This is a genomic window from Kribbella antiqua (assembly GCF_004345665.1).
In the GTDB taxonomy this organism is placed as follows: domain Bacteria; phylum Actinomycetota; class Actinomycetes; order Propionibacteriales; family Kribbellaceae; genus Kribbella; species Kribbella antiqua.
This window is the reverse complement of the sequence record NZ_SLWR01000009.1, coordinates 354,265-373,091: the sequence shown is the minus strand read 5'-3', so window position 1 is coordinate 373,091 and position 18,827 is coordinate 354,265. Positions and strand designations below refer to the sequence as shown.

The 18,827-nt window shown below is 68.0% G+C and carries 14 protein-coding genes; 5 read left to right on the top strand and 9 right to left on the bottom strand.

Features of this window, described 5'->3' with window-relative positions; genetic code table 11:
• Window positions 1-31 precede the first annotated feature (31 nt).
• Entirely contained in the window at window positions 32-868 is an 837-nt protein-coding gene (locus EV646_RS26240) for an alpha/beta hydrolase family protein (RefSeq protein ID WP_132153019.1), read from the top strand.
• On the opposite strand, the gene EV646_RS26235 is transcribed toward EV646_RS26240, so the two are convergent.
• Window positions 833-2,359, bottom strand: coding sequence for a helix-turn-helix domain-containing protein (locus tag EV646_RS26235; protein WP_132153017.1), 1,527 nt, complete (start codon window positions 2,357-2,359; stop codon window positions 833-835). The genes EV646_RS26240 and EV646_RS26235 overlap by 36 nt on opposite strands.
• Before the next feature lie 154 nt (window positions 2,360-2,513).
• Here EV646_RS26235 and EV646_RS26230 point away from each other — a divergent pair, with 154 nt between their 5' ends.
• On the top strand, window positions 2,514-3,725 hold the full coding sequence (locus tag EV646_RS26230) for a hypothetical protein (protein WP_132153015.1): 1,212 nt from the start codon (window positions 2,514-2,516) through the stop codon (window positions 3,723-3,725).
• 72 nt (window positions 3,726-3,797) lie between these two features.
• Here EV646_RS26230 and EV646_RS26225 read toward each other — a convergent pair whose 3' ends face one another.
• The 7 genes from EV646_RS26225 to EV646_RS26195 form a co-directional block, all read right to left on the bottom strand.
• Entirely contained in the window at window positions 3,798-4,076 is a 279-nt protein-coding gene (locus EV646_RS26225; protein WP_132153013.1) for a YciI family protein, read from the bottom strand.
• 446 nt (window positions 4,077-4,522) lie between these two features.
• A complete protein-coding gene (locus EV646_RS39515; protein ID WP_199237197.1) occupies window positions 4,523-4,813 on the bottom strand; it encodes a class I SAM-dependent methyltransferase in 291 nt (96 codons plus the stop codon).
• 84 nt (window positions 4,814-4,897) lie between these two features.
• The gene (gene ppdK / locus EV646_RS26215; protein ID WP_132153011.1) at window positions 4,898-7,552 is read right to left on the bottom strand and encodes a pyruvate, phosphate dikinase; all 2,655 of its coding nucleotides are present in this window, start codon (window positions 7,550-7,552) and stop codon (window positions 4,898-4,900) included.
• A 323-nt stretch (window positions 7,553-7,875) separates the two neighbouring features.
• Entirely contained in the window at window positions 7,876-9,837 is a 1,962-nt protein-coding gene (locus tag EV646_RS26210; RefSeq protein ID WP_132153008.1) for a vWA domain-containing protein, read from the bottom strand.
• A 1-nt stretch (window position 9,838) separates the two neighbouring features.
• The gene (locus tag EV646_RS26205) at window positions 9,839-11,236 is read right to left on the bottom strand and encodes a sigma 54-interacting transcriptional regulator (protein WP_132153006.1); all 1,398 of its coding nucleotides are present in this window, start codon (window positions 11,234-11,236) and stop codon (window positions 9,839-9,841) included.
• Between the two features lie 45 nt (window positions 11,237-11,281).
• Entirely contained in the window at window positions 11,282-12,562 is a 1,281-nt protein-coding gene (locus EV646_RS26200) for a serine hydrolase domain-containing protein (RefSeq protein ID WP_132153004.1), read from the bottom strand.
• A gap of 9 nt (window positions 12,563-12,571) precedes the next feature.
• Window positions 12,572-13,297, bottom strand: coding sequence for a Clp protease N-terminal domain-containing protein (locus EV646_RS26195; RefSeq protein ID WP_132153002.1), 726 nt, complete (start codon window positions 13,295-13,297; stop codon window positions 12,572-12,574).
• A gap of 64 nt (window positions 13,298-13,361) precedes the next feature.
• Here EV646_RS26195 and mug point away from each other — a divergent pair, with 64 nt between their 5' ends.
• Window positions 13,362-13,874: a G/U mismatch-specific DNA glycosylase gene (gene mug / locus EV646_RS26190; RefSeq protein WP_132153000.1), complete on the top strand. Its 513-nt coding sequence runs from the start codon at window positions 13,362-13,364 to the stop codon at window positions 13,872-13,874.
• Here the strand turns inward: mug and EV646_RS26185 are convergent.
• The gene (locus tag EV646_RS26185) at window positions 13,855-14,784 is read right to left on the bottom strand and encodes an alpha/beta hydrolase (RefSeq protein ID WP_132152998.1); all 930 of its coding nucleotides are present in this window, start codon (window positions 14,782-14,784) and stop codon (window positions 13,855-13,857) included. The two genes, mug and EV646_RS26185, sit on opposite strands and share 20 nt — an antisense overlap.
• Before the next feature lie 108 nt (window positions 14,785-14,892).
• On the opposite strand from EV646_RS26185, the gene EV646_RS26180 reads away from it, so the two are divergent.
• The gene (locus EV646_RS26180; protein WP_132152996.1) at window positions 14,893-15,465 is read left to right on the top strand and encodes a TetR/AcrR family transcriptional regulator; all 573 of its coding nucleotides are present in this window, start codon (window positions 14,893-14,895) and stop codon (window positions 15,463-15,465) included.
• A gap of 26 nt (window positions 15,466-15,491) precedes the next feature.
• The gene (locus tag EV646_RS26175; protein ID WP_132152994.1) at window positions 15,492-18,827 is read left to right on the top strand and encodes a hypothetical protein; all 3,336 of its coding nucleotides are present in this window, start codon (window positions 15,492-15,494) and stop codon (window positions 18,825-18,827) included.

Below are 18,827 nucleotides of genomic sequence, written 5' to 3'. Positions count from 1 at the left end.
GTTCGTATTGTTTGCCAGACCAAGGAGTGCCATGAAGAAGCTGATCCGGGCAGGATTGTCGACAATCGGAATGTTCTCGCCGCCACTGGCCGGGCGAATCGCCTTCGAGCTGTGGCGCCGGCCCCTGGCCCGCGGTCAGCTCCGCGAGGCCGAGCGCGCGATCCACGAGGCCGCCCGAGTCGAGGTCATCGACGGGATCGTCACCTACGCCTGGGGCGACGGCACCCGACCGGTCCTGCTCGTCCACGGCTGGCGCTCGCGCGCGTCGAGGTACGCCGGTTTCGTCGAGCGGCTCCTCGACCTCGGCTACAGCCCGATCTCGTACGACGGCCCTGGCCACGGCGACACCACCAGGCCGATGGGCACGATCCTCGACCACCAGCGCATCATCACCAGACTGGCCGGGAGGTACGGCGACTTCGAAGGCCTGATCGCACACTCGCTAGGCGTGCCGTTCGCCCTGTACGCCGTCAGCCAGGGAGTCGCCGCGGGCAGGATCGTCTCTATCAGCGGCTTCGCGGACTTCGGCTACCTGGTCGACAAGTTCAGCCTCGAGCTCGGCCTGAGGCCGAGTGTGCAGGCCGCGTTGAAGCGGTCCATCGAACGAGAGCTGTTCGACGGTGACCCGGAGATCTGGACCAGATTCTCGGTCGGTCCGGGTGATGCCGAGCTACTCGTGATCCACAACGACGTGGACGACGTGGTGGACCCGACGCAGGTCGACGTACTGCTGGCGTCGTACGGATCGAAGGCCCAGTTCTCCGGCAAGACCGGGCTCGGCCACGGCCGGATCCTGTCGGACCCGGCCGTGATCGAGGAGGCAGTCAGCTTCTTAGATGTCCCGGAAGGTCTCGATCTGAGCGCCTAGCGAATTCAGCCGGGTGGCCAGGTCCTCGTAGCCGCGGTTGATCACGTAGACGCTGCGCAGTACCGATGTACCCTTCGCGGCCATCATCGCGATCAGTGTGACCACGGCCGGGCGGAGCGCCGGCGGGCACATGATCTCGGCGCCGGACCAGTGCGTCGGGCCCTCGACCATCACGCGGTGCGGGTCGAGCAGCTTGACCCGGCCGCCGAGCTTGTTCAGGTCGGTCAGGTAGATCGCGCGGTTCTCGTAGACCCAGTCGTGGATCAGCGTCTGCCCGGTCGCCGAGGCCGCGATCACCGCGAAGAACGGCAGGTTGTCGATGTTCAGGCCCGGGAACGGCATCGGGTGGATCTTGTCGATCGGCGCGTGCAGCCGGGACGGCCGGGTCACCAGGTCGACCAGCCGGGTCCGGCCGTTCTCGGCCAGGTACTCCTCGGAGCGGCTGTAGTCCAGCCCCATCTCCTCCAGCAGCGCCAGCTCGATCTCGAGGAACTCCACCGGCGCCCGCCGGATGGTGACCTCGGAGCCGGTCACGATCGCGGCGGTGAGCAGGCTCATCGCCTCGATCGGGTCCTCCGACGGCGCGTAGTCGACGTCCACGTCGATGTCGCGCAGGCCGTGCACGGTCAGCGTGGTGGTGCCGATGCCGTCGATCTTCACGCCGAGCAGGTCGAGGTAGAAGCAGAGGTCCTGGACCATGTAGTTCGAGCTGGCGTTCCGGATCACCGTGACACCGTCGTACCGGGCCGCGGCCATGATCGCGTTCTCGGTCACCGTGTCGCCGCGCTCGGTCAGCACGATCGGCTTGCCCGGCGTCACCGCCCGGTTCACCATCGCGTGGTACTCACCGCCGGTCGCCTTCACGTCCAGCCCGAACGGCCGCAGCGCCGCCATGTGCGGCTCGACCGTCCGCGTGCCGAGGTCGCAACCACCGGCGTACGGAAGCTGGAAGGTGTCCTCGCGGTGCAGCAGCGGGCCGAGGAACATGATGATCGACCGGGTACGACGTGCCGCGGCCGCATCCATCGCGGCCAGGTCGAGCTGCGCCGGCGGGACGATCTCCAGGTCACCGGCGTCGTTCAGCCAGGTGGTCCGGACGCCGATCGAGTTCAGCACCTCGAGCAGCCGGTTGACCTCTTCGATCCGCGCCACCTTGCGCAGCGTCGTACGGCCCTTGTTCAGCAGGCTTGCGCACAACAGCGCGACGCCGGCGTTCTTGCTGGACTTGACGTCGATCGAGCCGGACAGCGGTCGTCCGCCCACCACACGGAGGTGGACCGGACCGCCACCGAGAGAGACAATTTCGGAGTCGAGTGCCTCGCCGATCCGGGCGAGCATCTCGAGGGTGAGGTTCTGATGACCCTTCTCGATCCTGTTCACCGCGCTCTGGCTGGTGTTCAGTTGCTCCGCGAGCTGCGTCTGCGTCCAGCCGCGATGCTTACGGGCGTCCCGGATGAGATTCCCGATCCGGCTGAGATAGTCATCAGTCATGCGCGGGACCTTATCTCACATGTGAGATACCACTGCGCCGACCCGCCGGTGTCAGCGTAGCCAATGTCACGCAGACCCTACCGGCCACCCCCGGTCGAACTGCCGCCCCCTACAGTTAGCGCAACTCCCGCCGCCACCCGGAGAGGACCAGCAGATGCCCGACGACACGTCCGCCGCGGTGGTCAACGAGTTCGAGGCGGAGTCGTGGCCGCTCGAGGCCGCCGCCGACAGCCTGCACCAGGTGATCGACGGCTTCCAGAACGGCGACACCCGGCCGCTCGTGATCGGCGACGGCGACCAGCCGGTGCTGGTCGTGCTCGCGATTGCGGACCTGGCCGATTTCCGGGCCCGGATCGCGGAGCTGCTCGCCAACCCGGTCGACGCCGGCTGGCTGCGCTACTACCTGCGCTCCCAGTTCGACATGAGCTCGGAGCGGCTGATCGAGCTGCTCGGGGTCGACACCGACCACGGATTGTCCTCGCTGGCGAGTCAGGTGAACGTCGAGCAGGCCGCCGTACTGATGCCGGATCACTTGCGCCGGACCGAGGCCGGCGGCAACCCGCTGATGCTGATCGGCGACGGGATGATGGCGACCGCGGCGCTGGTCGCGTTCCCGGCGTTCCAGGTGCTGCTGGCGATGGACAACGAGGGCAAGGTCGACGACGACTCCTGCGCGCATGACGACGAGGAGAAGCCGACGACGCCGCTGGAGGTGCTGGCCGAGCGGCTCGGGCCGGTGTCGACCCAGCTCGTCGCGCAGATCAACACCGGTCGCGAGCCCGGGCTGCCGCGGTACGAGCTGCACTTCGAGGACGACCTGGTCGAGCACCTGCGCGACCTGGAGCAGCGTGCGCAGAAGGCTCCCGGCGGGGGCGCGTACGACGAGCTGAACGGCCTGCTGCATCAGTTCGACCAGATGCGAAGCGGCCTGGTCCCGGTCGAGGAGGAGGAGCCGACCGAGGCGCCGTACCTGGAAGCGGCCGACCTGAAGGCGGCGCTGCCGGAGCTGCGGGACAACTACCGCGACGGCGCCGACGATCCGTACCTGATCGGCATCGACGGCCGCCCGCTCGCCGGGCTGATCACCTTCGACCTCTACGAGGAACTGCAGAAGGTCTCGGTCGAGCTGGACGGCACCGACGAGGCTCCGGTGCTACCGCTCCCCCATCCGCGCTGGGAGAACGGGCCGGACCTGCTGCCGTTCGAGATCGCGCTCGAGGCGTGCGACGCGGTGATCGAGGACATCTCCAACGGCGAGGGGTCGATGATCTTCATCGCCGACGAGGACGGCGAGCCCGAACTGGTCCTCGCCCCCCTCGTCTGGCTCTGGGCCTACGTAGACCACCTCGACCTGACCACCGCCTAGCCCAACGGGAACAGCGGCTGCCACTCCGCCAGGGTGGCGATCTCGTAGACGTCCTCGGCCCCACCACAGCAATTAACTCAGTGGGAACAGGGGCTGCCACTCGGCGAGGGTCGCGATCTCGTAGACGTCCTCGGCGGTGTACGGGTCTTTGGCGAGGATCTCGCGGAGTTCGGCCTCGTCGGCGACGTCGTAGATGAGCAGCGCGCCGGTCTGGTCGGCGAAGGGGCCGGCGGCGACGAGCTTGCCGGCGGCCTTGAGCTCGGTGAGGTACTCGCGGTGGGCCGGACGGACCTTCATCCGGCGCTCGGTCTCGGCAAGGTCGAAGCGCAACTGCACGACAAATTGGGCCATGACAGAAACCCTACACGGCCTGTAATACAAGGGATTTGGTGCGGGAAGGGAGTCACGAGCCGCCACAGCGGCTGGTTCGAGTCAGACCCGAAAGTCGACGAGTGATCGCCCTTCCCGCCCGGTAATAATGACCGTTCTTTCAGCTCTCATGCAAGGGGTTGTGCAGACAAATTGCTGCGGAGAGTTGGAACAGGTAACGCTTCGTGACAGAACCACTAAACCGATCCATGAGAGCGCTGATACACCTATACAGTCCGTCACGCCGCTCCCCTGTCAAGGACAGATTCCCCGAGTACGACGACAACAAGTCGAGGTACTCCGCGGTCGTATAAGCCGCCTCCCACTCATACCGCCGAAACTCCACAGTCCCGAACCGCCCCGACGCATCGAACTCCGCCGAGTCCTTCGCAATCTCGTCCGCCGCGGGCAGCCCGCGCTCATCCGGATCATCGGTGAACCGCCGATAGCAGTCCTGCACCTCGACCCAGAACTGCTCGCTTCGCCTGCGCCACCCGGGCCAGGTCAGGACTCAGCTCGACCGCCGTCACCGACCACCCGCGCGCGACCATCGGCGCCGTCGCCTGACCGGTCCCCGGCCCGATCTCGAGCACCCGCGGCCGCGGATTCCCCAGCAGTCGAGCGAGGTCGTCGTACATCTCGGGCGGGTACGTCGGCCTGACGCGGTCGTACAACTCCGCGACCTCACCAAACGTCGTGCGCAGCAGCTCCCTACTCACTCCAGGCACGCTAGCTGGCGACGTTGAGAAGCCACCAACCATTTCCTCCGCCGCGAAATGGTCGGTGGCTTCCCAAGGTCGGGGTCAGTCGAGCGAGGCGCGGCCGGCCTCCAGGCGGGCTACGGGGATGCGGAACGGGGAGCACGAGACGTAGTCCAGGCCGGCTTCGTGGAAGAAGTGGATGCTGTCCGGGTCGCCGCCGTGTTCGCCGCAGATGCCGAGCTTCAGCTCCGGCTTGGTCGCGCGGCCGCGATCGACGCCGGTCCGCACCAGCGCTCCGACCCCTTCACGGTCGATCGACTCGAACGGCGACACCGCGAAGATGCCCTTCTCCAGATACCGCGAGAAGAACGCGCCCTCGACGTCGTCGCGGCTGAAACCCCAGGTGGTCTGGGTCAGGTCGTTCGTACCGAACGAGAAGAAGTCGGCCGCCTCGGCGATCTGGTCCGCGATCACCGCCGCGCGCGGCAGCTCGATCATCGTGCCGATCGGGATCTCCCCCGCCACGCCGACCTCGGCGAGCACGCGTTCCACCTCGTCCCGCGCGAGGTGCAGCTCCTGAACAGCGCCTACCAGCGGGATCATGATCTCCGGCTGTGGGTCCTTGCCCTGCGAGCGAAGCTCCACCGTCGCCGACGCGATCGCCCGTACCTGCATCGCGAACAGACCGGGGACGACCAGCCCGAGCCGCACTCCGCGCAGACCGAGCATCGGGTTCTCCTCGTGCAGCCGCTCGACTGCCACCAGCAAGGCCGCGTCGTGCCCCGGGTCCTCGCCGCGTTCGCGAGCGAGCGCGACCTTGACCGCCAGGTCCTCCATCGACGGCAGGAACTCGTGCAGCGGCGGGTCGATCAGCCGGATCGTCACCGGTACGCCGTCCATCGCCGCGAGCAGCTCGAGGAAGTCGCCACGCTGCAGCGGCTCCAGCTCGGCCAGCGCGCCCTCGCGCTCCTCGTCGGTCTCGGCCAGGATCAACCGCTCGACCGACACCCGCCGCTCCCCCAGGAACATGTGCTCGGTCCGGCACAACCCAATCCCCTCGGCGCCGAACCGCAGGGCCCGGGCCGCGTCTTCCGCGGTGTCCGCATTGGTTCGTACGCCGAGACGCCGTACGTCGTCCGCATGCGAGATCAACCGGTGGACCGACTCCACCAGTTCGTCGCCGGCGTCCGGAGCCAGCGATCCTTCGAAGTACTGCACAACCGGCGACGGGACGACCGGGACCTCACCGCGGAACACCTCGCCGGTGGTGCCGTCGATCGAGATCATCTCGCCCGCCTCGATCACCGAGCCGTGGACCTTGATGGTGCCTTGGGCAACATTCACGTCGAGTTCCTCGGCGCCGCAGACACAGGTCTTGCCCATGCCGCGGGCGACCACCGCCGCGTGCGAGGTCTTGCCGCCACGGCTGGTCAGGATGCCTTGCGCCGCGATCATGCCGTGCAGGTCGTCCGGGTTCGTCTCGCGCCGTACCAGGATGACTTTCTCACCGCGCTCCGCCGCCTCGACCGCCGCCGCGGACGTGAAGACGACCTTGCCCGACGCCGCGCCCGGCGAAGCACCGATGCCTTTCGCGATCTTCTCCTTCGAAGCGTCCGCGTCGAACCGCGGGAACATCAGCTGCGCGAGCTGCGCACCCTTCACCCGCCGGAGCGCCTCGTCGATGTCGATCACGCCTTCGTCGACCAGGCTGGTCGCGATCCGGAACGCGGCCGCCGCGGTCCGCTTGCCGACGCGCGTCTGCAGCATCCACAACTTGCCGCGCTCGACCGTGAACTCGATGTCGCACAGGTCGCGATAGTGCCCTTCGAGGGTGGCCATGATCCGCATCAGATCGTCGTACGACGCCTTGTCGATCTGCTCGAGGTCCGCCAGTGGGACCGTGTTGCGGATGCCGGCGACGACGTCTTCGCCCTGCGCGTTCTGCAGGTAGTCGCCGTACACGCCCTGCTGGCCGGTGGATGGGTCGCGAGTGAAGGCGACGCCGGTGCCGGAGTCCATGCCGAGGTTGCCGAACACCATCGAGCAGATGTTGACCGCCGTACCGAGGTCGGCGCCGATGCGCTCCTGGCGGCGGTAGAGGATCGCGCGCTCCGAGTTCCAGGAGCCGAAGACCGCCGCGATCGCGAGGTCCATCTGGGTCCGCGGGTCCTGCGGGAACTCGCGGCCGGTGTGCTCGTGTACGGCGTGCTTGAAGTTCTCGACCAGGGCCTTCAGGTCGTCGGCATCCAGGTCGAGGTCGCTACGTGCGCCCTTGGCTTCCTTGGCCTTCTCCAGCGCGTCCTCGAACACTTCGCCTTCCATGCCGAGCACGGTCTTGCCGAACATCTGGATCAGCCGCCGGTAGGCGTCCCAGGCGAACCGCGGGTTGCCGGACTGGTGCGCGAGGCCGTTCACCGAGTCGTCGTTGAGGCCGACGTTCAGGACCGTTTCCATCATCCCGGGCATCGACGCCGCCGCACCGGAGCGGACCGACACCAGCAGCGGGTCGTCGGCCTGGCCGAGCTTCTTGCCCATCCTCCGCTGCAACTCGTCGACGTGATGGTCGATCTCGTCGGCCAGCTCCGGCGGGACCGAGCCGGTCTTCAGGTAGACCTTGCAGGCTTCGGTGGTGATGGTGAAGCCCGGCGGGACGGGAAGGCCGAGATTGGTCATCTCGGCCAGGTTCGCCCCCTTTCCACCGAGCAGATCCTTCATGTCCTTGTTGCCTGCGGCGAAGTCGTAGACGAGATTCGGCACGATCACTCCCTGGGTTTCAGGTGGTGCTGGAGCGCGGTGAGGTGGCCCGCTGGCCCATCGACTCCGGCGGCGGGGGCGTGTTTTCAGAGTAAGCCAAAAAAACAGTCCAGTTGAACACTGGTCTCACAGCACGAACGTGACTCTGCCCACAGGTCGAAGGCCGGAAAACCCTTGCCTGGTTGACAACGCGAGACAAACAGCACGTTGACCGCGGAATCTGCAGCCGACCGCGATCCGCACTCGACGGAGGTGCGGACAAGAAAACGGGACCTCGGACATCTGGTCAGATGTCCGAGGTCCCGAGGTGGTGTCCGAGGTGCTTGCTAGAGCTTGCGGCGGGTCCTCAGGTAGTCGCCGACGACCGCCGCACCGAGCCCATCGGGGTCCGGGGCGAGCACCCGGCCGCCACTGCGCCGGGCGAGCAGATCGACGAACGCGTTCAGCCGCGGATCGTCGCCGAGCCGGAACACCGTCAGCGACGCGCCGAGCTTCGCCAGCCGGTCCACCTCGAAGATCGTCTTCCGCAGCGTCGCCGGCTCGGGCGGATACGAGAACTCCGCCGTACCGTCCGGCTCAAGGTGAGCGGTCGGCTCGCCGTCGGTCACCATCAGAACCACCGGCTGCGCATCCGGATGGCGACGCAGGTGGCGTCCGGCCAGGAGCAGCGCGTGGTGCGCGTTCGTGCCCTGCTCCCAGGTGCCTTCCATGCCGATCAACTGCGGCAGTTCGACGACGCCGGCGTACCGGCCGAACGTGATCAGCTGGAGCGCGTCGTTGCGGTAGCGGGTCGAGATCAGCTGGTGCAGTGCGAGCGCCGTACGTTTCATCGGCAGCCAGCGGCCCTCCTGGACCATCGACCACGACGTGTCCACCAGCAACGCGACCGCGGCACGCGCCCGATGCTCGGTCTCGGCAATCTCCACGTCCGCGACGTCGAGCTTGACCGATCGTGAGCCGACCCCCGCAGTCCGCAGTACGGCGTTCCGCACCGTCCGGGGGACGTCCCACGGCTGGGTGTCGCCGAACTGCCACCGGCGAGTCGAGCCACTCAGCTCACCGGCCGCACCCGCGTTGGCCGCGTCGCGTTCACCCGAACCCCGGGCACTCCGCAGTACGTCGGCCAGCGCGGTCTGACCCAATTGCCGCAGCGCCTTCGGCGACAACCGCAGCGAACCGTCGGGCGCACGCTCGATCAGCCCCTGCTCGCGCAGTTGCCGCTCCAGCTCCGACAACCGACGAGCATCGACCGTCGCCTCGTCCCCGAGTTGACGGGTGAGGGCATCGAGATCAATGTCCTCCAGCCGCGCCCCCGGATACGACTGCGCCAACTGCTCGGCCAGCGCATCCAGCTCGGCCAGATCCGACATCGCTCGAGCGCCTTCGGCAAGACCGAGGGGATCGTCGCCACTCATGCGCTCCGATCCGGACCAGTCCTCTCCTGGCCGCAGCGACTGCAACTGAGCATCCAGCTGCGCCAGCTGCTGCGCGAGCTGCGGACTGCCGAACGCTTGCTGCGACAGTTCCATCAACTCGGCCCGCTGCTCGGCCGTCATCGAGTTCAGCATCCGCTGCGCCGCGGCCGCCCGTTGCGCCAGTACGTCGATCAGTTCGTCGACGTTGCGCGGATTCTCCGGGAAGAACTCGCCGTGCTTGGCCATGAACTCGTCGAACAGCTGCGGCACGTCCGGCCGGCCCTGCGCATGCGCCGCCAGCAGCGCATTGAGGTCGGTCAGCATCTCGTTGATGCGTTCCACGTCCTCCGGCGTGGTCTGCTGCAGCGCCTCCTTCATGCCCTCGAACCGCGACCCCAGCAGCTCGCGCCCGAGCAACTCGCGAATCTGCTCGTACTTCTCCCGGGCCTCCGACGACTCCCACTGATAATTGGCCAGCTCCCGTACGGCGGCCGCCGTACCAGCCGGAAGCGCGTCGAGCTCGGCCTCCTTGAACCGGGCGTCGTCGGACGGGTTCGGGAACAACTCACGCCGCTCGGCCGCGAGCGCCTCGTCGAGCAGCCGCTGGACGTCGCGCAGCGTCCCGTCGAGGTTGTGCCGCCGCTGGATCTCGCGGCGGCGTTCCCACAGCCGGCGGGTGAGATCGTCCAGGCCCTGCGTGTTCCGGGTGCCGCGCCGGAGCATCTCCTCCAGCGCGGACCGCGGCGACGAACCGTTCATCACGTCGCGGCCGATCTCGTCCAGCGCGTCGCGCAGATCCACCGGCGCGGCGAGCGGATCCGGCCCGTCATGCCACGGACCGTAGGACCAGCCTTCCGGTATCGACGCCGACATGTCAGACCCCGTAGATGGTCGTGTCGTTGTCGGCGTCCTTGGCGACACGTTTGGACAGGTAGAGCATCTCCAACGCGAGCTCGACCGCGGCGGCGATACGGCCGGGCGACTCGTTCGGTTCGACACCGGCCCGGGCCGCGACGTCGTGCAGCACCGGCAGCTCGGGCAAGGCCGCGAGTACGTCGCGACCCGGCACCCGCTCACCGGTCGTCACAAGGTTGCCGTCGGCAATCGCATGGGCGAGCGGACTGAGGTCGAGACCGGCGAACCGCTCCCGCGCGGTGTCCGCAACCGACCGCCGTAGCAGGTACTCGAGCAGCTCGATCTCGCGCCCTTCCTCACCCGGCTCGAACTCGAGCTTGCCCCGCAGTACGGCGGGCACGGCTTCGAGGTCGACCGGACGCGCGACGGCCGGCTCCTCACCGGTGATCGCACTCCGGCGCAACGCGGCCGCGGCGATCGTCTCGGCCGCGGCCACCGCGAACCGGGCGGACACACCCGACCGCTGGTCGATCGCGGTCGACTCCCGCAAGTGCCGGACGAAGCGCGCGAGTACCTCCAGCAGCGGCTCACCCACCTCGGCGGTGAACTCGGCCTCCTGCCGGATCACGTCCACCTCGGCGTCGATGTCGAGCGGGTAGTGGGTCCGGACCTCGGCGCCGAACCGGTCCTTCAGCGGCGTGATGATGCGGCCGCGGTTGGTGTAGTCCTCCGGGTTGGCCGTTGCCACCAGCAACACGTCGAGCGGCAGCCGCAGCGTGTACCCGCGGACCTGGATGTCGCGCTCCTCCATCACGTTCAGCAACGCGACCTGGATCCGCTCGGCCAGGTCCGGCAGCTCGTTGATCGCGACAATCCCGCGGTGCGACCGCGGGACCAGACCGAAATGGATGGTCTCCGGATCTCCCAAGCTACGTCCCTCGGCCACCTTGACCGGGTCGACGTCACCAATCAGGTCTCCAACAGACGTGTCCGGAGTCGCGAGCTTCTCGGCGTACCGCAGATCGCGATGCAGCCACGCCACCGGCAGGTCATCACCAAGCTCGGCGGCCCGACGCCGCGATTCCGGAGTGATCGGGTCGAGCGGGTGCTCGGGCAGCTCCGCCCCCTCGATCACCGGCGTCCACTCGTCCAGCAGGCCAACAAGCGTGCGCAGCAGTCGCGTCTTGCCCTGACCGCGCTCACCCAGGAGTACGACGTCATGCCCCGCGAGCAGGGCGCGTTCGAGTTGCGGAATCACCGTGCGGGTGAATCCGACGATCCCCGGCCAGGGATCACGCCCGGCGCGGAGTTCTTTCAGCAGGTTGTCTCGGATTTCGGCCTTTACTGACCGTGGTAGATACCCGGCGGCCCGGAGGTCACCGGCCTTACGGGGAAGTTCAGCAGGTGCACTAGTCACCCTGAAGACGTTAGCTCGGTCACCCCAGCGAACGCTCGCGATATCTCACCTTCTCGGCGTCACCCGGCCCGAGGTGAACAGGTAACCCGGCCTGAAGGTCATAGGCACCCACGGGTTCAGCGGTGACTCCCGGGTGACGAAATGGTCGCCGTCGGCGGGCGCCGTCGGATGCAGCTCGTACTCCTGCTCAGGCTCCTCCGCGAACGCCAGCCGGTCCCCGGTCGCGTGGGCGAGCACCACCAGCCGATCATCTCGCCGTACGACGTCCAGCCGCACACCGGCTCGTTCGTACCGCCCGACGTGACGGTCGTCCAGGATCGGCATGTCGATCGGCTGCGGCGGCGCCGGGTGCTCGACGCCCACGTAGTGGCTGAAGATCTCCGAGACCAGCGGTTCGAACAGACCCGGACCGTTGCCCGAGTTCGTCAGCAGGCAGACGGCCAGGCGTGCCTCGGGATCGATGCGCAGGAAGGCCAGCTGCGAGATCGTCGTACCGTCGTGGCCGAACAGCTTCCGGCCTTGCCAGTCGTAGATCCGCCAGGTCAGGCCGACGCCGGTCATCCCGGCGGCCCCGCCGGGGTTGACGACCTGCTGCTCCTGCATGTCCTTGAACCGGTCGTCGGTGAGATGCAGCTCGGCGAACCGCAGCAGGTCGCCTGCGCTCTGGGTGATCAGCCCGCACGGACCGATGCTTCGCGGCAGCTGCCAGGTCTTCACGAGCGAACCGTCGGTCGCGAGATGGCCGGCAGCTGCCCGGTGCAGGATCGCTTCTTCGGGCAGGGTGACGGTGCTCTTGAGCCCCAGCGGTTCGATGAGGCGCTGCTTCAGCGAGTCGTCCCAGGTCCGGCCGTCCAGGACCTCGATGATCCGGCCGGCTACGACGAATCCGGCGTTGCAGTAGGAGTACGCCGTACCCGGTTCATAGAGGAGCTCCGCGTCGGCGAGGAGACCGACGTACTTCTCGACGCAGTCGTCGCCGCGGCCGGTGTCGGTGAACACGTCGCCGTCGATCCCGCTCGTGTGGGTGAGCAGGTGACGGACCGTGACCCGCGGGTCGATCGGCGCCTCGGGCAACAGCTTGACGACGGGATCGTCCAGCCCGAGCCGGCCCTCGGCGGCCAGCTGCACGATCATCGTCGCGGTCCACGGCTTGCTGATCGACCCGATCTGGAAGACCGAGTCCTCGGTCGTCTCGACCTCGGTGTTCTTGTTCAGCACGCCGTACGGCGTGATCGTCGTCTCGCCGTCGTGCCAGATCCCGAGCACCGCGCCCGGGACCTTCGCCGTACCCGCCAACTCACTCAACCGCACAGACCAGTCAGGCATGCGCCCAACTTACTTCGCCAGTTCCTCGAACAACCCGCGCAGTGTGGACCAGGCGGCATTCTCGTCGAGGCCTTGCTCCTGGAGGATCTGGGCCGCGACCCCGGCCGAGTCCCGGTAGAAGGCGAGCAGCAGATGCTCGGTGCCGATGTAGTTGTGGCCAAGTGTCAGCGCCTCCCCCAGTGCGCCTTGCAGGACATGCGCGGTACGACGGGTGTACGGCGGATCCTCGGCATCCAGCGCCTTCTCGACCGTCTCCGCATCCGCCGGCGCGCCGGCGGGGCTCTTGGCGTCGACGGCGGCCCGGACGGAGTCCTCGGTGATGTTGTGAGCGAGGAGCACTTTTGTCGCCAGCGACTCGGGCTGCGAGAACAAGGCCAGCAGCAGGTGCTCGGTTCCGATGAACGCGTTGTTCCGTCCGCGCGCGACATCCTTCGCGGCGTCGAGGACGGCCTTCGTCCGGGTGGTGTAGCGGCGGAAGCCGGGCTTGCTGGTCCAGGAGTCGGCGAACCGCTTGTGCGCGGCTTGCTTGCTCACGCCGAGCACCGCGCTGATCTCCACCCAGGACTTGCCCGCGCCCCGCGCGCGGTCCACGAAGAACCCGAGCGCTGCGTCGCTGGTGCTGGTCAGTTCGCTGATCGTCGCCGCAGCGGCCGCGAGCTGCTCGAGCTCGTCGTCGCTGCCGGCGTCGGCCTTGATCGTGTTGATGAGTTCCTGCAGATCAGGTCCGGGAGTCATGCGTCAACCCTAGGTTGACAGCCACGCGCCCGTCAACCCTGGGTTGACGATTAGGGTGCGCGGCATGCAGGTGGTGCCGGATGTGATCAGCGGCGGGTTGCGGGTGCTGTTCTGTGGGATCAATCCGGGGATGATGTCGGCCGCGACCGGTCATCACTTCGCCAAGCCCGGGAACCGGTTCTGGCCGGCTCTGCATCTGAGCGGCTTCACCCCGCGCCAGCTGCAGCCGGCCGAGCAGGCGGAGTTGCTGAGCTATCGCCTCGGCATCACCAACGTCGTCGATCGTCCGTCCGCGCGGGCCGATGAGTTGACCCGCGCGGAGTACGTCGCCGGTGGGGAGAACCTGGTCTCGAAGGTGCTCGAGTACCAGCCGGAGTGGCTCGCGGTCGTCGGCGTGACGGCGTACCGCGATGCTTTCGGCGAGCGTACGGCCAAGATGGGCAAGCAGGATCGGATGATCGGCGCCACCCGGGTCTGGATCCTGCCGAACCCGAGCGGCCTCAACGCGCACTACACGCTGCCGAAGATCGCCGCGGCCTTCTCCGAACTCGAGGTGCTTACCGCAGCGCGTTCTTGAGGGTCGAGATCGCCAGGTCGATCGCGGCGTTGGCGGCGTACGTGTCGCGCAGCGCGTCCAGCATGACGAAGTCGTGGATGATCGCGCCGAACCGTACGGCGGTGGTCGGAACGCCCGCCTCGAGGAGCTTGGCGGCGTACGCCTCACCCTCGTCCCGCAGTACGTCGGCCTCACCCGTGATCACCAGCGCCGGCGGAAGACCCTGAAGCTGCTCCGTCGTGGCGCGCAGCGGCGACGCGGTGATCTGGTTCCGCTCGTTCTCGTCTGTCGTGTACTGATCCCAGAACCACTTCATCCCGTCCAGCTGAAGGAAGTAGCCCTCGGCAAATTCCTTGTACGACGCCGTGTCGAATGACGCGTCGGTGACCGGGTAGAACAGCACCTGCTGAACGAACGGCACGTCGCCGCGCTCCTTCGCCAGCAGCGTCACTGCCGCGGTCATGTTGCCACCGACCGAGTCGCCCGCGATCGCCAGCCGGGTCGCGTCCAGGCCGTGGTCCTTGCCTGAGGCGATGATCCAGCGGGCGACGGCGTAGTTCTGCTCGAGCGCGTGCGGGTAGCGGACCTCCGGCGACAGGTCGTACTCCGGGAACACCACCGCGGCGCCGGCACCGACGGCGAGCTGACGGACCAGCCGGTCGTGGGTGTGCGCGTTGCCGAACACCCAGCCGGCGCCGTGGATGTAGAGGATGACGGGCAGCACGCCGGTCGCGCCCTTCGGCTTCACGATCCGGGCCTTGGTGCCATCGGCCGCGGTCACCCATTCCTCGTCGATCTCGAGCTTCGGGTAGTCGGTGGTCTGCACCTCGTCGACCAGCTTGCGGCCTTCCTCAGGCGCCAACTGGAACAGGTACGGCGGGTTTGCGGTCGCGTCGGCGAAGGCCTGGGCAGCGGGTTCCAGCACGGTCATGGGGATCTCCTCGTGGGTGGAGAACGGGCGTTCTCCTGCGATGTCCGCTACTCTAGGAGAACGATGATTCTCCGCGCAAGGTGGCGCGGGTCACCCGGGAGGCGACAGATGGTTCTGGAGACGGCGACGGCACAGCAGCAGGTGCTGGACGCGGCCGACGCGTTGTTCTACGAGCGCGGCGTGCAGGCGGTCGGGATGGACGCGATCCGGTCCGCGTCAGGGGTGTCGCTGAAACGGCTCTACCAGCTGTTCCCGTCGAAGGAGAACCTGATCGAGGCGTACCTGGACCGCCGCGACGCGCTCTGGAAGTCGATGCTCGCGTCGCACGTCGACGCCGCCACCGATCCCCGCTCGCGGATCTTGGCGGTGTTCGAGTTCCTGCACGACTGGTTCCGCCAGCGCGACTACCGCGGCTGCGCGTTCATCAACTCCTTCGGCGAGCTCGGCACGGTCTCACCGCGCGTTGCCGAACTGGCTCTCCAGCACAAGGAAGGCTTCCGGCAGGCGTTGATCCAGTTGTCGACCGAAGCCGGCGCCGCCGACCCCGAGCGCCTCGCCGACCACCTCATCCTCCTCAGCGAGGGCGCCATCACCCGCTCCGCCATCTCTGGCTCCCCCGACCCGGCCCTGCGCGCCCGCGAAGCCGCCGTGCTCCTCCTGGACGCCTCACTGCCCAGCTGAGCCCGTGCGGTTGGCAGGATGTCCGCATGCGGGCTAGTGAGCTGGTGGGGTCGGATCTTCCGTACGGCGAACGTATGCGGCAGGCCGCGCTGGAGGGGCGGCGACTGCGCGGCACTACCGAGCTGACCGAGCTACTTGGTGAGCTAGGCCGAGGTACGGCGTACGAGCGGACGCTCGGGCTGACGATCGCGCAGGCGGCTGGGTCGGTCGACTACGTGACTCGGCTGCTGCGCGACCCCGATCCGACAGTGCAGAGCCGCGCGCTCTCCGCGGTCCGCCGCAGCACTGCGGTCTCGGACGACGACCTGCGGATCCTGTACGACGACGCGCCCGCCGCACTGCGGACGAAGCTGCTCCATGTGGTCCGCGCCGGCAAGCGATCGCATCTGGCGGCCCGGCTGATCGACGAGCACCGCGAACGCTGGGGCGACCAGGCCGCTGCCGGACTGCTCAGCACCACGGACGACCAGACTGTCGAGCGACTGCTCCCCGACCTGGCGTACTGTCTCAGCACCGGCGAGTGGCAGCGACTCGGCGAGCGGCACCCGAAGGTCGTCCTCGCCTACGCGAGCAGCACGCTCCCGAGCGGGGCCGACCGCGACGAGTGGTGGCAAGGTACGGCGTACGGCGTCGTCGGCGCACTGGACCATGACGAGGCACAGGTCGCCGGGCTGCTCAAGACCGCTCTGCCGGACGATCAGTTGCCGCTGGCAATCATCTCGATCCTCGGCCGGCTGATCGACGCCGATCCGGCCGGGGCTCTAGCCATCCTGCTGACACCGTCACGCGCCGCCGCTCTTGGCGCGGCGCTCACCCCCGCTGTCCGCCGCAGGCTGCACAGGTATTCCGACTACGACCTCATCGCGCTCGGGCGGCTGCTCTGGCCGGACCTCACGCAGCTCCTCTCGGATCTGCCACCCTCCCGGCGGGCGACCATCTTCACCGCCGTCACCAGCACGGTTGAGCTGGGCCAGACCGTCCTGCCGACCGAACTGCTCGCCGTACTCCCGCGGGAGCTCCGTTTCGAGCAAGCCCGGCGGATGCTGACGCTCGCCCCGATCGCCGAGACCGCCCGCGAACGCTGGCGAATCACGGCCTTCCTCCCGTACGACGAGGCGTTCGCCCTGCTCAGGCCGGAGATCACCCAACCGGATGCTGACGACCGCGCCTGGGTCTACCGGGCCGTGATCGGTTCGGCGGGCTATTCCCGGCAGTCCGCACATGTGGAGAGCGCACTCACCTGGGCCACGCGTGCGCGCAACGAGCGCGACACCGTGCGCCAAGGCGTGGTCAGAGCGACCAACGAGCTGCCGCCGTCGACGTACACCGACCTATTGGTGGCGCCGCTGCAGACGCTGCTCACCGATGCGCTGGAGGCTCGCGACACCTCCTGGTATACCCGGTCTCTGCTCGGCCACATCGCGGAAACCGCCGTACGGGAAGGTGCGCTGCGGCAGCAGGAGCAGCTGCTGGAGTGGGGACTGCAGGCGCACGCCCGGATCACCGAGAACCAGGGCACCATCCAGCTCTACGGAATCATCGACGGTCTCCCACGCGGCCAGGAGAACGCCGTGTACGACGTACTGCGCGAGTACGTCGATGCCGCCGTCGCGCGGCGCGAGTTCATCCTGCCGATGGGAATCGCCCGGGCGTTCGGCAAGCGCGGCTGGGGCAACGAGCACCTGCACCACGCGCTCGAGCAGGCGGTGTGGTCCAACCAGGAACCCACCGTCGGCCAGGCCACAGAGCTCTGGCTCGAGCCCACAGCGACCCGGTCCGAGCGCATCGAACGGATCATCGGCCGCGATGTCGGCATGGCCCGGTGGGACCCGGTCTGGGCTACTGTCACCGAACTGCGCACCGATCTGCTGGATGCGGTGCTTGCAGCACCTGAGCGGATCCGGCGGTTCGAGCGCAACCACGCCGCGTGGCAGGTCTCCAGTGCGGCGCTACGCCGCTGGCTGCCGCGCCAGCACGCTCGGTACGCCGAGCTGCTCGCCGCTGCGGCTTCGGACGCGAACATGCCGGCGTGGGCTCGGGCCAACGCGGTATCGGCACTCGGACGAGTGCCTGGGGTGGGATGCACGGCGGTTGAGGCGTTCCTGAGCAGCGATGCCGTGCTGCTGCAGGAGGCTGCACTGAGTGCGCTCGCCTGGACGGACTCGCCGGAGCAGGTGTTGCCGGTACTGCTGGAGAACGTTGGTGACGACCGTGCGCGGGTCGCCATCTACGCGGCAAGCCGGGCAGCGCGGTTCGTCCGGCCCAGTCGGCTCCCGTCGCTACTGCTTCCAGTCCTGATCGGCGCCGGGGTGAAGGTGACGTCGCGGAAGGAGGCGGCTCGGATGCTCGGCCAGCTCCGCGTACCTGGTGCGAGCGTCGTACTCACGGAGGCGTGGAGCTCGGCGCACCGCGATGTGAAGGCGGCTATCACCAGCGCTGCTTCGCAGTACTTGCTGCATGAGCCAGCTAGCTGGGCGCTGCTGCAGCAGGCGGTGCACGACACTGCCGCGACTGCGAACGTGCTGACGCAGCGGTCGTCGTACGGGATGGCTGCCAAGTACAGGTCACGCTATGCGGACCTGCTGATTGCGGTGACGAACCGGCCGGAGCCTGAGGTCGTGCGGCGGGCCCTGCTATCCCTGCGGCGCTGGGGCCGGTGGAACCCGTCCGCCGCACCTGTCTGCGCCGGCTTCATCACCGACCTCACCACGCGCGCTTGGAACGACGCCACGACTGCACTGGTCGGGTTGGTCGCGACGGATCCACAGCTCGGGCTGGACGACCTCATCTCGGTAGTGCGGTTGCTGGTGCGCTTGGAGAGCGATCCCAATCTGCCCAACGCACTTCCCGACCGCGACCATCCTGCGCGCCAACGCCTGACCGCCGTCGTACACGGCCTGACTTCGTCCTTCAACGCCAAGCCGGCCGAGTCCCGCCAAGTCCTCAAAACCGTCGCCGCTGAACTCACCGATCCAGACTTCCTAGGCCTTCGGCTGCAGCTACTGACCTACGCCATCGACTGGGCTGACCTGTCCACCGAACTCGCCACCCTGGCGACCGCCGTAGCCGACCGCCCCCTAGCCGCCCTCACCGCCACCGACCTCCTCCAAACCCGCCTAGCCGCGACCGAACCTCAGTGGACCCCCGATTCCCTAGAACCCGCCACCACCAATCTCCTCACGACAGCTGTCGACCATGCGGGTCTGAACGAGGGCCTCTTCGCCTGCGCTCTGGTCTCGGCCGCAGGCCCGCGCTCCGGCTGGGCACCGTCCTGGCGCAACCTACTGGTTGCCCTGCGCAACCACCCGGCCCTCGACGTACGTCAACGAGCTCTGGACCTGACCACCACTCCCGAGACCTAA

Excerpts from the sequence above, each read along its gene's own strand:
- EV646_RS26210 (WP_132153008.1), bottom strand. The coding sequence starts at position 9,837 with ATGTCGGCGTCGATACCGGAAGGCTGGTCCTACGGTCCGTGGCATGAC.
- EV646_RS26235 (WP_132153017.1), bottom strand. The coding sequence starts at position 2,359 with ATGACTGATGACTATCTCAGCCGGATCGGGAATCTCATCCGGGACGCC.
- EV646_RS26195 (WP_132153002.1), bottom strand. The coding sequence starts at position 13,297 with ATGACTCCCGGACCTGATCTGCAGGAACTCATCAACACGATCAAGGCC.
- mug (WP_132153000.1), top strand. The coding sequence starts at position 13,362 with ATGCAGGTGGTGCCGGATGTGATCAGCGGCGGGTTGCGGGTGCTGTTC.
- EV646_RS26175 (WP_132152994.1), top strand. The coding sequence starts at position 15,492 with ATGCGGGCTAGTGAGCTGGTGGGGTCGGATCTTCCGTACGGCGAACGT.
- EV646_RS26200 (WP_132153004.1), bottom strand. The coding sequence starts at position 12,562 with ATGCCTGACTGGTCTGTGCGGTTGAGTGAGTTGGCGGGTACGGCGAAG.
- EV646_RS26185 (WP_132152998.1), bottom strand. The coding sequence starts at position 14,784 with ATGACCGTGCTGGAACCCGCTGCCCAGGCCTTCGCCGACGCGACCGCA.
- EV646_RS26240 (WP_132153019.1), top strand. The coding sequence starts at position 32 with ATGAAGAAGCTGATCCGGGCAGGATTGTCGACAATCGGAATGTTCTCG.
- EV646_RS26180 (WP_132152996.1), top strand. The coding sequence starts at position 14,893 with ATGGTTCTGGAGACGGCGACGGCACAGCAGCAGGTGCTGGACGCGGCC.
- EV646_RS26230 (WP_132153015.1), top strand. The coding sequence starts at position 2,514 with ATGCCCGACGACACGTCCGCCGCGGTGGTCAACGAGTTCGAGGCGGAG.
- EV646_RS26225 (WP_132153013.1), bottom strand. The coding sequence starts at position 4,076 with ATGGCCCAATTTGTCGTGCAGTTGCGCTTCGACCTTGCCGAGACCGAG.